At 43.2% G+C, this 16625-nt stretch carries 12 protein-coding genes; 9 read left to right on the forward strand and 3 right to left on the reverse strand.

What is annotated here, in order from left to right; all coding sequences use genetic code 11:
• The first annotated feature begins 256 nt into the window (after positions 1–256).
• Positions 257–2338, forward strand: coding sequence for an AAA domain-containing protein (locus EEJ45_RS00080; RefSeq protein WP_124562755.1), 2082 nt, complete (start codon positions 257–259; stop codon positions 2336–2338).
• A gap of 127 nt (positions 2339–2465) precedes the next feature.
• On the opposite strand, the gene EEJ45_RS00085 is transcribed toward EEJ45_RS00080, so the two are convergent.
• Both EEJ45_RS00085 and EEJ45_RS00090 read right to left on the reverse strand, forming a co-directional pair.
• Positions 2466–3128 (reverse strand): sterol desaturase family protein, encoded by a 663-nt coding sequence (locus EEJ45_RS00085; protein ID WP_124562756.1) that lies wholly within the window; start codon positions 3126–3128, stop codon positions 2466–2468.
• Complete coding sequence (locus EEJ45_RS00090; RefSeq protein ID WP_124562757.1) at positions 3112–3795, reverse strand: GntR family transcriptional regulator; 684 nt, start codon at positions 3793–3795, stop codon at positions 3112–3114. The genes EEJ45_RS00085 and EEJ45_RS00090 overlap by 17 nt, the downstream gene beginning before the upstream one ends.
• Before the next feature lie 205 nt (positions 3796–4000).
• On the opposite strand from EEJ45_RS00090, the gene EEJ45_RS00095 reads away from it, so the two are divergent.
• The 4 genes from EEJ45_RS00095 (at position 4001) to EEJ45_RS00110 (ending at position 8960) form a co-directional block, all read left to right on the forward strand.
• Positions 4001–5722, forward strand: coding sequence for a methyl-accepting chemotaxis protein (locus tag EEJ45_RS00095; RefSeq protein ID WP_124562758.1), 1722 nt, complete (start codon positions 4001–4003; stop codon positions 5720–5722).
• Between the two features lie 72 nt (positions 5723–5794).
• Positions 5795–6730, forward strand: coding sequence for a helix-turn-helix transcriptional regulator (locus EEJ45_RS00100; RefSeq protein WP_124562759.1), 936 nt, complete (start codon positions 5795–5797; stop codon positions 6728–6730).
• Between the two features lie 183 nt (positions 6731–6913).
• A complete protein-coding gene (locus tag EEJ45_RS00105; RefSeq protein WP_124562760.1) occupies positions 6914–7774 on the forward strand; it encodes a glycine-rich domain-containing protein in 861 nt (286 codons plus the stop codon).
• 88 nt (positions 7775–7862) lie between these two features.
• Positions 7863–8960: a hypothetical protein gene (locus EEJ45_RS00110; protein ID WP_124562761.1), complete on the forward strand. Its 1098-nt coding sequence runs from the start codon at positions 7863–7865 to the stop codon at positions 8958–8960.
• A gap of 1 nt (position 8961) precedes the next feature.
• On the opposite strand, the gene EEJ45_RS18805 is transcribed toward EEJ45_RS00110, so the two are convergent.
• Complete coding sequence (locus tag EEJ45_RS18805) at positions 8962–9084, reverse strand: hypothetical protein (protein WP_278018347.1); 123 nt, start codon at positions 9082–9084, stop codon at positions 8962–8964.
• 173 nt (positions 9085–9257) lie between these two features.
• On the opposite strand from EEJ45_RS18805, the gene EEJ45_RS00115 reads away from it, so the two are divergent.
• The 4 genes from EEJ45_RS00115 to EEJ45_RS00130 all read left to right on the forward strand — a co-directional run bounded on the left by EEJ45_RS00115 (position 9258) and on the right by EEJ45_RS00130 (position 16485).
• Positions 9258–12425 (forward strand): right-handed parallel beta-helix repeat-containing protein, encoded by a 3168-nt coding sequence (locus EEJ45_RS00115; RefSeq protein WP_124562762.1) that lies wholly within the window; start codon positions 9258–9260, stop codon positions 12423–12425.
• Positions 12426–12524: 99 nt separating this feature from the next.
• A complete protein-coding gene (locus EEJ45_RS00120) occupies positions 12525–12728 on the forward strand; it encodes a hypothetical protein (protein ID WP_124562763.1) in 204 nt (67 codons plus the stop codon).
• A gap of 154 nt (positions 12729–12882) precedes the next feature.
• Positions 12883–13329, forward strand: a complete 447-nt coding sequence (locus EEJ45_RS00125; protein ID WP_124562764.1) for a MarR family winged helix-turn-helix transcriptional regulator — start codon at positions 12883–12885, stop codon at positions 13327–13329.
• Positions 13330–13332: 3 nt separating this feature from the next.
• Entirely contained in the window at positions 13333–16485 is a 3153-nt protein-coding gene (locus EEJ45_RS00130) for an MMPL family transporter (RefSeq protein WP_124562765.1), read from the forward strand.
• Positions 16486–16625 lie beyond the last annotated feature (140 nt).

Raw genomic sequence — 16625 nt, forward strand, 5'->3', positions numbered from 1 at the left:
AGGAGGTGTAGTAGATTTGAGATTAAGTGTCCCGCAAGAACGTCTCGCGGAGCAGGAGAGAGAGTAGATTTGAGATTAGGTGTCCCGCAAGAACGTCTCGCGGAGCAGGAGAGAGAGTAGATTTGGGGTTAGGTGTCCCGCAAGAGCGTCTCGCGGAGCACAAAGGAGAGGAGATTTGAGGTTAACGAAATTGGCAAAATGGCATGTCATCTTATACAATAAACATTCGTGAATCTACAGAAAAGGATCGGATAACATGCAGGTAATAAAGGAATGGTACATCGCCTTGGACGCGGAAGTAAAGGAATTGAAAAGTAGGGGCGGTGCAGGTTACACGATTGTGAACGGAAGCTTTTTATATCGAGATAGCAAGGCGTCTATCTATATCTTTCAATTGACGACAGAGCTGTTTTTTCCAAGCGATACGCCGGTTCGTGTAGAGGTTGATGGCGAAAACGTGAACGGTGAGATTCTCGGCACGGAGGGTTTTGAAATTGAGATCAAGCTTGATACGTACATTGGAGAAACGGTAAAAGAAGCGAAGCTGTTCAGTGAGCCATGGCAGCTACTTGAGGAACTTAGCGATCGGCTGAGTGAGGCGGAGCAAGCGCCTGAGCGTTTGAAGCGCGTGCAGCGTGTGATGAATGGTACGGGACCGGTGCGTCATGCGGAGAAAATGAATGGACCGCATTTCGAACTTATTTATCGCTCGTATTACAATGATGTGACATATGTATGGGGACCACCTGGCACAGGCAAAACGTATCATTTATCGCGTGTTGTTGCCCAGCACGCGATAAAGGAGAAAAGCGTGCTCGTACTCGCGCACAGCAACGCTGCGGTCGATGTGCTGATGCTAGAGGTAACAAGGCTTTTGACAGCGCGGGACGAGTGGCGTGACGGTGAAGTGATTCGCTATGGCTATAGTCAAGATGAAGCGGTACAGGCACATCCTTCTTTGTTAGCGGCAAAGCTGGCGGATCCGGCTCTGCAAAGCGAACGGGAAGAGTTGCTTGCCCGCCGTCATGATCTGAAGAGCCGCGGAAGATTGACAAAGCAAGATGAAAGAGAGCTGTCCGAGCTACGCAAGGCAGCGCGCAAATTACGGCTGGAGCTAAAGGAGCAAGAAGAAAAGCAGGCAGAGCGTGCGAAAGTAATCGGCGCAACGTTGACAAAATGTGCGATTGATCCGGCCTTGTATCAGCGTACATACGATTTAGTTGTCGTGGATGAGGTCAGCATGGCATATGTGCCGCAAATTGCTTTTGCTGCATCACTTGGAAAGCGCATCGTAGTATGCGGTGATTTCAAACAACTCCCTCCAATTGCTATGTCTCGCCATCCGCTTGTAGAGAAGTGGCTGCGTGAGGATATATTTCATCATGTGGGTATTGAAAGCAAGCTTTTGCATCCTCATTTGTATATGCTAAAAGAGCAACGTCGCATGCATCCTGATATTTCTAGTTTTACAAACAGCTTTATATATGAGGAAAGGGTGTTTGACCATGAGAGTGCACATGAGCGCAGTGAAATTGCCGCTAAAGGACCGTTTCCTGGCAAGGCTACGTTGCTGCTTGATACACAGGACATGGGAGCACATGCGTTAACAGACGCAGTTTCACGCTCACGCTACAACATTGTGTCGGGCCTTATAAGTCTGCATTTGGCCATGCAGTATGCCAAGCAAGGTCTATCGGTCGGTATTGTTACCCCTTATAAAGCACAGGCACGTTTTTTATCTGTCTGTGCACGTGAGCTTCATGCGACCGGTGTAACCATCGCGACGGTGCACCGCTTTCAAGGTTCGGAGCGCGATGTTATAATTTTTGATGTAGTTGACAGCGAACCGCAGGAGCGACCTGGAGTGTTATTTTTCAATAAAAACAACCAACGACTTATCAATGTCGCTGTAACAAGAGCCCGTGGCAAATTTATTCAAATTGCTGATGTTGCCTACACGGAAAATCAGCTTGCAAAACGTCTCGCACTCTCACAACTCACGCTGCATTTAAAAAGACAAGGACGCCTCACGCGTGAGCGCGCCTTTTTAGAAGATGTCGCTAGCAAAAAGCTACGTTGGTTTCCCGGGGAATCGCCTTATTTATACAAGGACATCCGCAGTGCCAAAGAGAGCATCTTGATTTCCGCACCGCAGCAGATGAGCAAGCGTCTCCGGGCTGAGCTCAAGCACGCCGGTGTTTCGGTGAAAATCGGTAAAGCCCCCACCTTCTCGGTGCTCATTGATAACACCATCCTGTGGACTGGAGCAGAAACAACGGTACGCCTCCGTGCGCCTGAAACCGTTACATTGCTGAAGAGTTATTTAACAGGTCGATAAACGACCCACTTTGAAATGTACGAAAAGATGCTGGGACATAAGGTTTTCAACCAAAGAAAAATCCGAACTATTAGTCGGAATTCTCCACACAGAATTCGATTTAGTTCGGATTTTTTCTTTCTTAGTATCAGTTATTCTCTATTCTTTCGTCTTTAAAGTGACATGCTGCAGTTATGTCCCGGCCTCTTTTCTCTAAATTTTTGGCTGTTTGACTCGTTTCCACGTCTTTTTCATGTTTAAGCGTGCCAAAGAGTACGTCTACAAATGGATTAGACACGCCAAACCAATAATTTTCGTTTTTAAAATGATGGAGCTGATGTGTTTTTTTCAGCCACTTTCCAAACCTTGTTTTCGGCTTTAAGGGGGTATGGGCGACATAGTGCTTCCATTCATATACAAGCAGCATGGTCATGAGTCCCACACCGAAGGCGACTGTACGGGTTAAGCTACCTGTGAGGGCATAAAAAATGGCGCATAGCACCAAAAAGTTCGGCAAACTGTACCAGAGTGGCAAAAAAAGTAAATGAAGCTCATTCGGAACGGCATGATGATCATAATGTATACGCTTTAAAAATTTGAGAAATAAAGGATTTTTGGGAGGCTTGAGATGAAACAAAAAACGGTGTGTAACATATTCGCTGAACATAAAAAAGATAAGTCCGAATAGAAACCAGCCAAGCATGAACAGTTCAAACCCTTGTATGAACAGATAGATTGTCATGGCCGTTGCTAGCAACATCATTACAAGAATATCCGGATATAAAAAGAAATCTTTATATACTTTCTTCATATACACCCCTCCATAGCATCCAACTTTTTTGCATGGCTTCACGGACAAGAATCTCAGCTTCTTCTGCATTTCCCTGAAAGCAAGCTTCTAGCAATTTTTCATAGTATTCACGGGAGGTATAGCGGTGCTGCGCGTGCGCAAAATAGTGCTGTGCCATTTTTAAATATACATCCTCAAAGCTATTTAACAATAATAGATAAAGAGGATTTTGTGACAGCATCGCCAGTTGCTTTTGCAAGTGCCAATCAAAAGTCGCATAGCTTTCGGCTTCATCTGTTATTGTCTCAAAATCTGACAGGATAGCGATTGCCCTTGCTCTATGCAAGTGTATTGCATCCTTTACGTAAGCAGGAACAAGCACAATACGAAGCTCCAGCAGATGAGAGATGAGAAAATCAGAATTCCCATGCCGTGCTAAATCGACAAGTGTACCTATATTTCCTTGCTTCCAATAATCGTTCACAATGGCGGGCTGCCTGTCTTGAATGGTAAGCCAGCCATCTCGCTGGAGGCGCTGCAATGCTTCACGGATTGTTGCACGTGAAGTACTAAAGGAGGCGGCAAGGTCACGTTCTGAAGATAAAAGTTGCCCTGCTTGATATACGCCTTGTGTAATACGCTGAATCAATATGCTTTCAACTGCAGTAGAAGAACGTTCTTTGTTCATGTCACCCTCCTTTGGTAAGACCAATCATTCTTTGTGGTAAGACCATTATATGAGACAGCGGTAGGAAAAAGACAGAAAAATCATTCGACATCCATTTCAAAATACTTTATTTTCAGAATTATATTTTTATATAATATCTAGAAAATCATAAAATTGAATAGTAAAATATATAAGTGTTTACAAAAATATAAAAGGGGCGGTCAGGTTGCGAAGTACGAGTATTTGTGTTCGAATTATTGCTGTAACGACTGCATTTATGTTAATTCTTGCAATAGGATTGGGCGTTTTTATGCAGTATCTTTTGAAAAAAGGAGTAGAAACTAGCATTGCAACGTTTGGGACACATACGACTGAAGCAATCGCAGAGCAGTTTGACCAAGAGAGATATACAGAATGGTTACAGCAGCCAAAAGAAAATGAGAAATATTGGGAATTGCGTGATGCGTTAAACCGTGTGCGCGAAAGTACAGGTGCGTTATACTTGTACACTATGAAAATAGAAAGTAATAAAGCGTACATTATGATTGATGGACAGCCAAAAAACTCCCAAGTAGCGAGTGCCATTCAGGAAGAAACAAGTACAGTATATCCTAATATAAGGAATGTTTTAAAAGGTAAACCGATACAAACTGATGTCGTGCATGATCCGAAATATGGAGATTACATGACAGTGATTGTCCCACTTATGGATGATACTAACAAAGTAATTGGTGCCCTGGGGATGGATATCAATGCTTCACAGGTCAAAACTACCACTGCAACTGTGGTACAAGAACATATGCGTGAATTACTGATATTCATTGCAATTGTATTTAGCATCTCATCTCTTGTACTGTTCATTTTCTTACATCGCATGTTAAAGCCGCTACAAATGTTGGAACAAGCCGTTACACGTGTTGCTGCTGGTGATTTACGTGATATGAAACTTATACATACAAGAAAGGATGAAATTGGGCGCATTGTAAGTGCGTTTCAGCGTATGACCGCACATTTACGCACATTAGTTGGTGAAGTACAGGTAACAGCACGTGCGATAGAGGAGGCTTCTTCTGAATTAGTAACGTCTTCACAGCATTTACAAGAAAAAAATACAATTATGTCCGCGTCTAGCCAAGAAATTGCAGTGAGTAATGCTCAAACTGTAGTAGCAATGGAGCATGCGGCTGAAAATATTCAGGACTTCGGTATGGAGGTCAAAGGCGTTGTTCAGGCTGTAGAACAAATGCAATTTATTTCGGAAGTCGTGGAAAGAGCAGGTAATGAAGGAAGAGATGCATTGCGAAAGTCTGTTGTACGTAGTGAGACAACAAGCGCGCATCTGGAGGCATTTCGTCAAACGATGCAAATACTTTTTGAGCGTGTGAAGGGAACAGAAGAAATCGTAAAAACCATCGATGAAATTGCCACACAAACGAATTTATTGGCGCTGAACGCCTCTATTGAAGCGGCGCGTGCTGGTGAAAGCGGGCGCGGATTTGCGGTCGTGGCAGATGAGGTTCGTAAGCTTGCTGAAAAAACGGCTGAACAAACAAATCGGATTCAAGAAATTACCCAGAGCATACGCACAGAGGCCAATGAAGCAAATACAGAATTAGCAACAACACTTACAGAATATGCGCAGCAAAATAAGCAAGTAAGTGAAGTAGGCGAACAAATGCAAGGTCTACAGCATCTCACAAAAGAGCTTAATGATGCTATTCACATTGTAAATGAACGCGTTAGAGTGATGAAGGAAAAACAAACAGCTATGCATCAGGAGGTTGTAGCTGTGATGGCAGCAAGTGAAGAAGCAGCAGCCGCTACTGAACAGGTGCATGAAACCTTGCATAATGCGACCGGTAATATCGATGCATTGCTACAAGAAGTAGAAACGATAGATCATAACATTCAAACACTAGTTCATAAAACCAATCAATTTACCCTATAGGAAGTGTGAAAACGCACTTCCTCTTTTTGTAAAGCAAGGAACATGTTACAATCAGTGCGGGAGGGGAATAGAATGAGCAAGTTAAGCAACGCCTTGCGTATGATTGAACTATTGCATGCGCGCAAAAAGATGAAAATCAGCGAACTAGCAGCTGAGCTTGAGGTTAAGGAGCGGATGATTCGCAATTACAGGGATGAATTGGCGTTAGCTGGTATTTTTGTAGAAAGCGATAAGGGACGTGACGGGGGCTATTATATTTCTAATACATCATTTTTTCCGGTACGTAACATGTCGCATAAAGAACTAGAAGCCTTGGTATTTTCAGCGACACAGCTAACAGAAAAGGCATCCGTGTATGCAAAATATGCAGAAAGTGCACTTGATAAATTAAAAGCGGTTCAAAAGCTAGAACGTGATAAAGAACGTCATATTTATTTTGTACATAAATCAAAGCCCAACTATGAAACATCGGATGAAAGTAGTAAGTATTTGCAACTGCAAGATGCACTTTTGACATTGCGCAAGGTGAAAATTACATACACATCGCATAGCGGTGAATCAGAGCGTATTATTGAGCCATACGGATTTGTACATTACAATGAGTTCTTTTATTGCGTTGCCTACTGTAACACGAAGAAAGATACACGTATCTTTAAGCTTGCACGCATACGCGATATATGGGTGACTGGGGACTCGTATGCAATTCCTGATAACTTCGATGTGCGTAAAGAATTTCCGAAATTTGGTTTAATGAAAGAGTATTTAGATGTAAAGCTTTATATTGCCGAGCCATTTGCCACGATGGTGCAGGAGTCAGTATGGGCAGAAAACCAAGTGATTACAAAGCAAGAAGACGGCATTTTATTTGAAGCGACGATGAATGGCAAAGAGTCGGTGAAGAAGTGGATCTTAGGTATGGGTGCCAAGGTGAAAGTGCTAGAACCAGCTTCGTTGCGAAAAGAAATTATAGAAGAAGGACGAAAATTGCTAGAAATATATGAAATGTGACATATATAATGCCGCAATATCTTGTATATTGTATTTGTGCGATAAAATAATCCCAAATTTTCGTACAAAGTGTGGTGAGAAGCGAAAAAGCGTATGTCTAGAGGCATACGCTTTTTCATTTATAAAAATAAGATGAATGTCAGGAAGTTTTTGTATAAACTAGAAGAGAAAGGGGAGATTGGTGTGATAGCAGTTATTAGTCTATTTACTTTAGCCTTACTTACTATTTTAATTGTAGCAATAGCACGCACCAAAGCGTTTGGACCTATTCCGGAGAAAATGAAGCTGGAGTCTGTCAATGACTTGCAAAACCTTGTTTCGCATTTAGAAGAGAGCATACCAGCTGCGTATGCGGAGCAGGTGCGCAAGCGTGTAGAAGCCGAGCATAAGCTTCGCAAGCATGAATGGGAATGGCGCTTTTATGAGCTAAAACGCTTTTTCGTATTATGTGGTATTTTAAAAGAAGCACCCATGTTCAGTATGCGTGTCGACGATGTCTGGCATGAGATGATCATGTTTACGCGCGAATATGAGCGCTTCTCAGAAGCATATGTAGGAAGGCTGCTTCACCACGCCCCTAATGTGAGCGGCGCTAGTAATCCGGATGAGCGTGGTTTTTTTGATTGGGTATATAGTGTTCTGTTTTCAGTACATCCAGAAACACGCAAGCTATACGGCGGTTTTTATCGTCACCCAGTTAGCCCGTCCCGTATTGCAGAATTTCAGCAGCTTCCTGCGGACGTACTGAAGGCACGCTATTTTTCAAACCATATTGCCGCACAAGAGGTCATTGATGACGTTATTTTGAAAATGAAACGGCAAGCAAAAGAAATTGCGCATATTTCAAAAGCGGAAATAAAAGCACGTATGAAGCATGAAAGCGATTCGCACGAGCGATTACTCGCATTTTTATATCTTTCTAGCTATGAGTATCACAATTATCGTACCTATAAAAAAAGCAGTACGTCCTGCTCTAGCTGTTTTTCCTGCTCGTCTGACGGCGGTGGCAGCAGTTGCTCAAGCTGCGGCGGCGGAGGAGATTGATGGTGTCCAAAAGGATGCCTTTTTTGCTTTGAAAGGAAACCTGTCCTTGTAGAGCGAATACAACATAGTAAAGAAGGGAGGTTGTGATATGAGGTTTATGACAATCACCGATGAAGTAATAGCAGAAAAGATTGACGCTGCTCGCGAAGAGGTACGCTATGCTGCACCGGCAATGAGCATCATAGTGGCAGAAGCCTTGCTTCGGTTCGTGAATCGAAGCGGTAAGGTGGAAGTAACACTGGATTGCAGCGCGAACCCGTACCGTGAAGGATTTGGAGATCTCACAGCGCTCGATTTGCTTGTTTCATGTATTCCCATTGCTGATGAACGTGATTTACGAATGGGCATGCTAGAAGTCGATGGGACAACGTATTCCTATGTTCCGGTGTCTAAGCAAAACGAACATGTACAGAAAAACGGTATCGTACATACCGCTCCTTTGCCACCGCAAGCTTTTGTAATGAGTACAGCTGAGCTACGCCATGAGCTGCGCCGGCAGCCTGTCCCGGATTTTACGATGCAAAAGCGCCTAACGGCATACCGCAATATGATACAGTTTGCCGAAATTAGCTTTAGCGGCGGCCGACTTGAGAAAACAACAATGAAAATTCCAAATCATTTGCTCAACATCGCCAAGGAAAGAGGCTTTGAGGAAAAGATGAAAGCATCGTATCAACTTTTCGATAAGCATTTTTCACTATATACAAAGCCAATGAGCGACCGCGTTGAGCAGCTACGGAGCACGTATACACGTACGGTTGTTGGATATGGCAATGTAATACTCACGGAAGAAAAGGAGCATTTTTTAAAAGCATTGTCACGCCTGAAAGTAGATATGGAAACCTACACAGCGCAGCTGCGACAAGAAGTGGCAAAGCAAATTCAAAAAACAAAGCAAGAGCTTGTTGAAAATTTTACACCACTGCTACTGATTAATCCCCCTGCAGAATTACCGGAACATCTGACAGAGGAACAAGTACGCGCTTATATTGATCTCTTACTGTGCGAGGAAATTCCCCATGTCGATGAAATATTAAAACGCATTGAGCTTCATCACAATTTTAAAGATATGACAGAAGAAACGCTTCAAGATGAAGAGTTTTATAGACAGTTAGAAAAAGCATATAGGGACCGCGAAATAGTATGGCCGCGGCATGACTTGCAGCAAGCAGAATGGCAGTTATAGCTTACATGCAAAGTCCGACTGTCCCGAGTATACCATTTGTGTAAGATACGGTTTGACATATAAACCATAGCACTGCAACGATAACAAGCACAGCAAATGCGATGCCGCTGTAATTATATTCCATAGATACCCACCCTTTTTATAGTTTCCGTCAGTATATGCGGCGGAAGTAAAAAGGGATATTTTTTATCTTTATACATAAAAATAAATATGAAAATATATGAATTTTGTTATTTCTAATATACAATTAAAGAAAGGGATGGAAAAAATATAGAGTAATAGAGAGGTTGGAAGGTTGTGGAATCTTTACAGTTGCTTCAGTCACATTTGAAACACATACATAACGAACTACAGGCTCATGCCGCACAAGTTCCGTCTCTTCATGATAAAGAATTGCAAATGAGCATGGAGCGTATAGAGCGGCGTTTAGAAAGGCCTTGTTTTACAATTGGTGTGATGGGACCGCGAAACAGCGGTAAATCCACACTCGTGAATGCCTTACTTGGAGAAGATTTGCTGCCGGCCGGGGAAGCCTTGTTGGCAGCTGCAACAACACATATTGTATTTGGGGCGCATGATGGAACAGTTATAACCTATCGTGAAAATGGACAAACAGAGCAGATAACAGAGTTACCGCTTTCTCACGCATTTTATGAAGATATGCGTCTTGGGAAATCCATGCAGTATCAACTGTTTCATAAACCGGCTGCTTTGGCGTCATGGGATGCATATGAACATATTGATTGGGTCATTGTAGATTTACCAGGAGAGCAGTCATATGAAGCAGATTTAGTATTATATGTGCTTGATATTACTAGCGATATAACAACAGAGCTGCAAAGGCTCGAACCAGATATAAAAGAACGAGCCGTATTTATTTTAAACAAAGCAGATCTCGTTAGCGATCCATATGTACAACAAACACAGTGGCAACAAGAACTCGGTCGCGATGTATATGTTGTCAGCGCGCAAACATCATTGTATGAGCAGCTGGTCCAAGCAGGCGGGGATGCGGCTCCTTTTTATCAGCGCACTTTAAAAGAGCGGGGGGAAGTAGCAACTCTAGTTCGCGCTGGTTTGCGTCAGTTAGAGGATGAGGTCATTGTACCAGTGTTTTTAAACCTGCAGCATGAAGCAGAGCGCGCCCTGCAATCAATGATGCTGAAGCAATCGCAGCGCGTAGCAGCTCTTTGCGAACAAGATACCGCGCAGCTGCAGAAGCAAATTGAAATGAAAAAAGAAAACCAGATGGCTGCAGCACTAAAAAAGCAAGCCTTGCATACGTTGCTACAGCAGCATGAAGAAACAAAAGAGCGAATACGCAATGAAATTGAAGCAACGGCGGCTGTCTGTCAAATGGATGAGACAGAAAAATTTCCACCATTTTTAATGAACCCGTTTCCGTATCATACGGAAAGCGATGAGTTTGAAGAGAAAGAAGCGGCGTATGAAGAAGGGGAGCAGCGCTTACGCCAGTGGCTCAATGAGCAGCCACAGCTCGATGTGTCTGCTTCTTATAAAGAAGGTATGCATTATGAGCCGTCTTCGTACAATTACTTTGCTATGCTAAATGAGCTTGCGCGTAAAGAGCTGAAGGCACTGAATGAACATGTATACGCATATAGTCAAAAATATCCGAAAACCATTACCTATATGGAAATGCCCCAGGATGTCACGCCGCAGCCAATTCGTGTAAATGAAGAGCCAATGCACTACGATTCGTACTCTAAGGCAATCAGCGTTTCAGCCTATGAGGTGCCTTATACGGACCGGGTGTGGCTTGTTTTCCAAAAAACAAAATATATGACGCTCTATAAATATAGTTTACAATCCGCGGTGCAAATGGCGGAGAGAGAGTTGACAAAGCGTTATTATTCCTATGCAAAGCAGTATCATGAAGCTTATATGACAGAGAAGTACAATCGATTTGCAGGGCGTGTAATAGAAAGAGCGCTGCATGTTGTTACGAATTCTCAGCAGCATGTGCAGCAGCTATTGTTTCGCACGAAAAAGGAGCTAGATACCCTTCAGCAGCAGATTGATGCGCTTAACGAACAAATTGCGTGTACTAAAGCCTTGAAAAAGCGTATTTTGTATAAAACGATGATTGTGACTCATGCGAGGGAGGTTGCGGCGACAGATGATTTGGTTTCACTCATTGAAGCTTCGCAGCCGGGAACAACCTTTTTGCTTGGAGAAGGAGAATATATCATTGACCGGCCGGTTCTTTTACAATCTGCAGCGTTCATCGGACAAGGTACAACATGCACAAAGCTTCGCATAGAAAAGTCGGTGCTGCAAGGTCACAGTTATGATTCGTTTCGCTTTGAACAAATGGCACTCATTTTTACAGAGCCGTTTCAAATGGATGGTCACTTTTTGTTTGCATCGCATTGTTCATTCCAAAACGCCCGTATTTATACCGGAGACAATACAGAGCTCGTACTACAGCGGTGCTCATGGAAGGAAGGCATGCTTGAGGTCAGCGGTTCCTACCATATGACAGATTGCGAGCTTCAAGACACAGCTGTTTCTCTCATTAAAGCAGCCAGCGGTGACATGCATCGTAACAAATGGCAAAATAGTAGCCTGACTTGCGAACAACAGGCATATGCACAGCTATCTTATAACGAGATGCTTGGGGAGCGCAGCGGCATAATGGTACGTGACAATAGTCGGTTGGAAATGAAGGGGGCCCGCATTTCGCAAGCTGTATGTGCTGTGACGCTTATGCATCAAGCAGTAGCTATTTGCAAAGAGAATTTGTTTCATGCAAGTAAGAACGGAATTCGTGCGCTTGATGTAGCAACAGTTACAGTAGAAAACAATCGCTTTGAGGGTAATACGGTTGGTCTTTATGCTGCAAGCAACATAGATGTATTTAGGGGCAATCATATCGAAAACAATCATACCGGTGTTCATATTGCCAGCGGTGAAATAGGTGACTTTAGTAACAATATCTTTACCGAAAATATCATCGGCTTACAAGTAACGGGCGAGGGCAACGGAACGATTGAGCATAATACATTTTCAGAGCAGCGTGAGAGCGGCGTTATGTTAGAAGGTCATGCGCAAATTTGGCTCGTCAATAACCGCTGTGAAAAACAGCATACCGGTATTGTTTGTAAAGAAGCAGCAGTTGCTGTGCTCGTCAACAACACAATAGAAGAAAATGAGATCGGTGTATGTTTGCGCGATGAGGCAAGCGTAGAGGTGAAGCATAACTTCTTTAACAGCAACCGTCAGTGCGGCATGGCAATTACAGGGCATGTAACTGGCTCAGTCATCGCAAATCATTATCGTAATAATGGGCTATCATTTTCAGTTGACACCGCGAAGATCATGGAATTTGCAGATAATAAGCAAACTGAGCAAGGTTTTGCAGTACTAAAGCCGCAATACTGGCAGGCAAAAATGAAAGTAAGGCGTTCAACAAGCAAAGCCAAAAAGCAAAAACAGCGATAAACAAATAGGTATATTTCATCTCACTATTTGTATATATGGTAGTGGCGACTTGTCACCGCTTGTCCTGATTATGAATACAATATAGCGGGGTGAGAAAAGATGAAGCTAACAAAGGAAAATTTGCTGAAACGCTTACGAAACTGGAAGACTTGGGTCGCGCTGTTCGCATTAATTGGCATGATTTTAGAAAGTCTCGGCTATACAAATTTTCAAGGCACACTTGGAAAATGGGAGGAAACAATCTATACGCTTGGTATTTTACTTGGTGTATGGTCCGACCATGACAGCAAGCCACAAGAGTAGGAAAGTCCGCTTACGAGCGGGCTTTTTTTATATGATAAGACAGTACACAATGTCACTTTTGCTTCTCCGGTGCTCATTATTGACGGAATGAGCATCTGTGTTTTATAATTCAATCATTGAATAGTTCAATGATTGAATTATAAGGGGGTTCAAGATGGAAAAACAAAAAATGCGTCATTTAATTGAACGTTACGAAGACATTTTTATTTTTGCAACGCGTAAGTTAAATGCGTTGCTAGCAGAATTATTAGAGGATTTAACACCTGAGCAATACTTCACGCTGCGTCATATTAAACGGTATGGTCCTTGCACATCGAGTACGTTATCAGAGCTGAACTGTGTAAATCGTAGCGCCATGACGGCTATGATTAATAAATTAGCGGCAAAGGGATACGTAACACGTACAACAGATTCTCAGGACCGCCGCATCATCTGGCTAGAAACAACACAGGAAGCGGAAGCGGTTCTTGCTGCAGGGGAAGAGGAGATGCATACCTTTATTGCCTCGTATCTAACAGAACTTGAAGCGGAAGAAGTGGAAAGCTTTATTCATATTTATGAAAAAATTTGGAATATTATCCGCGCAAAGGAGGAGAAATAAAGCATGCGTACATTATTGAAGCTACGCTGGGTCTTTTTGGCGCTATGGACAGTTCTCTTAACTGTGCTCTTGATGTTTGCCCCAAATATGGAACAGCTTGTTCGTGAAAAAGGGAACATTACCATTCCGGACGAATATTCATCGATGGTGGCACATGACATTTTAGAGCGTCACAACAAAGATGATGGCAATACACTTTCGGCGGTGCTCGTGTTTCATGATAAAGATGGTATTACCGGAAACAAACAAGAAGAGATTAACAGTATACTAGATAAACTCAAAGAGAAAGAGGAAGCGCTCGGCCTTGCCGCTTTGACTACATATCGAGACGGTGAAGAGCTGAGGGAGCAGCTTGTTTCTAAGGATAATAAAACAATTTTGACGCTACTAGAAGTAGAGCGACAGAACCGTGAAGTTGCGGACATTCGCGCAGCGCTAGAAAAGGTTGTAGGTACCCCGAAGGTAGAGCACTATTTTACGGGCGAAAGCTTCATCGGAGAAGATGTAGTCATTAGCTCACAAAACGGCTTGCATAAAACGGAAATCATTACAGTCGTGTTCATTTTATTTGTATTAATTTTAGTATTTCGCTCTGTTGTGGCACCGCTCATCCCATTGCTCACAGTCGGCATTTCATACGTGGCCAGCGCAGCTGTTGTCGCTTATTTAGTTGACTGGTTTAACTTCCCGTTATCAAACTTTACTCAAATTTTTATGGTAGCCATTTTATTCGGTATCGGAACGGACTACTGTATTCTGTTGCTCAGCCGTTTTAAAGAAGAATTACCAAAGCATGAATCAGTGGCCGATGCCATTATTAAAACGTATCAGACTGCGGGGCGTACGGTCTTTTTTAGCGCCTTGGCTGTATTAATCGGATTCTCGGCCATTGGCTTATCTAAGTTTTCCTTATATCAATCCGCAACAGGTGTGGCGGTCGGCATTCTCGTATTATTAATTGCTTTCGTTACACTTGTACCGCTTGCAATGTACGCACTAGGTCCGCGCTTGTTTTGGCCAGCAAAATCAATTGCAGGTCACGGTGACAGTAAGCTATGGAGTGCATTCGGTACGTTTTCTCTACAAAAGCCGTTGCGCGCGCTTTTACTTGTTGCGATTATTGTTGTGCCGCTTATCGGCAGCTACGATGGAAAGCTATCGTTCAATTCCTTAAATGAAATTGGTGAGGATTATGGTTCTGTAAAAGGTTTTAATACAATTGCTGACAGCTTTGGTCCGGGCGAAGTTATGCCGGTGCAGGTTGTTATTGAAGGAAAAGAAAAGCTAGATTCAGAAGAAGCACTAGCCATCATTGAAAAGGTAAGTCGTGAAGTAGCAAAGCTTTCTTCTGTCGAAAAAGTACGCAGTGCAACGCGGCCGCTTGGTGAACCGGTTGAGGATTTCTATGTTGCCGACCAGGCTGATTCCTTACAAGACGGTCTTGGACAAGGAAATGACGGTTTAAGTCAAATTAAAGATGGTTTAACAGAAGCGAAAGATTCGCTTGCGGTATCTGGTCCAAAGCTTAGCGAAGCAGTGAACGGTTTTGATAGCTTAATTAATGGAACAAAAGGATTGCAAACGGGCCTTGGACAAATACAAGCTGCTTTAACGCAGGTGGAAAACGGTGTGCGTCAAGGTTCGATGGGGGCCGGACAAATTAAGCAGGAGCTAGCAAAGATTCAGGAGCAAGTTGCAGCTTCAGTTGCAGGCACGGAAAAGCAAGCACAGCAATTTGCGGAGCTTACAAGAGGCTTGCAGCAACTCAGTCAGCAATACAGCGGTATTGAGGCTGGGTTACAAGGAACAAGCACGAAACTCAACCTTGCCGCTTTACAGAAAACCTTTAGCGATTTAGAAAGCCGCTATGATATGAAAAATGATACAAGTTATCAAGCCTTAAAAGGAAATGTGCTACAATCTGCTGGCGAAGTAGCGGCGATGCAAAAGGGTCTCGCGCAGATTAATCAAATCATGCAAAATGAGATTATTGCACCTCTTGCGCAAAGTGAACAACAATTTGCCGGCGCCGCAGCAGGACAAAAGCAGCTTGCTGATGGTCTTGGCCAAATCGTAACGGCGCTCGGTCAACTAGAAGCAGGAATAGGGCAGGCAGCTGATGGACAAAGGCAAATTATCGGGAAGTTCCCGCAGGTGACAAACGGATTATCACAAGTAACCAACGGTCAGCAACAGCTGAAAGATGGCTTTGCACAGCTGCCGGGACAGCTCGGTACATTGCGTGATGGTCTTGGGAAAAGTGCTGATGGTATTGGTGAGGTAACGAAGGGGCTGGAATCCGCACAGTCCTATCTCAAGGATTTAAACAATTCCGGTGATAAGGAAATGACGGGCTTTTATATTCCAAGCGCCGCACTGGAAAACAGCGATTTCCAGCAGGTGTTCGATCAATATTTATCAGAAGATAAAGAAGTCGCAAAGCTAGACGTTGTTTTGAAATATAATCCATACTCGAACGAAGCGCTGGAGGCAACAAAGGATATTAAAGAGGCTGTAAAGCGGGCACTTCGGGGCAGTGATTTAGAAGATGCAAACATCGGGGTGTCTGGTGTATCAGCTGTATCGGCAGATATGCTAGCAGCATCCAATAGTGACTACAGCCAAACGGTTATTTATATGTTAATTGGTATTACACTCATTTTAGTTGTGATGCTACGTTCTCTCGTTATGCCGTTATATCTTATCGTCTCGCTCCTGTTGTGCTTCTACAGCTCACTCGCGATTAACGAGCTCATTTTCGTAAATATTCTTGGTTATGACGGTATTAACTGGACAATGCCATTCTTTGGCTTCGTGCTCCTCATGGCACTGGGTGTGGACTACAGTATCTTCTTAATGGACCGCTTTAATGAATATAAGGGCATGAAGGTAACAGAAGCGATGCTACTAGCGATGCGCAACATGGGAACAGTCATTTTCTCTGCAGTAATTATTTTAGGAGGAACGTTCGCTGCGATGTATCCTTCCGGTGTGTTATCACTATTGCAAATTGCAACAATCGTACTTGCAGGACTTCTATTGTACGCCTTAGTGTTCTTACCATTCTTCATTCCAGTTATGGTAAAATTGTTTGGCAAAGCGAACTGGTTCCCATTCGATCGCAATCAAACGATAGAAAAAGAACTCGATATGTAAACAAAAAAGCTGCTCCGGTTTCGGAACAGCTTTTTTAGGCATGACTCAATCTAAATGATACCAAAAAGAAAAATATAAGTCTATTTCTTTTTTTCTGCATCTGGCAAAATGAATACATACACACCGATAGGAGGGAAGTA

It is taken from the genome of Ectobacillus antri (genome assembly GCF_003852715.1).
Taxonomy (GTDB): Bacteria; Bacillota; Bacilli; order Bacillales; family Bacillaceae_G; genus Ectobacillus; species Ectobacillus antri.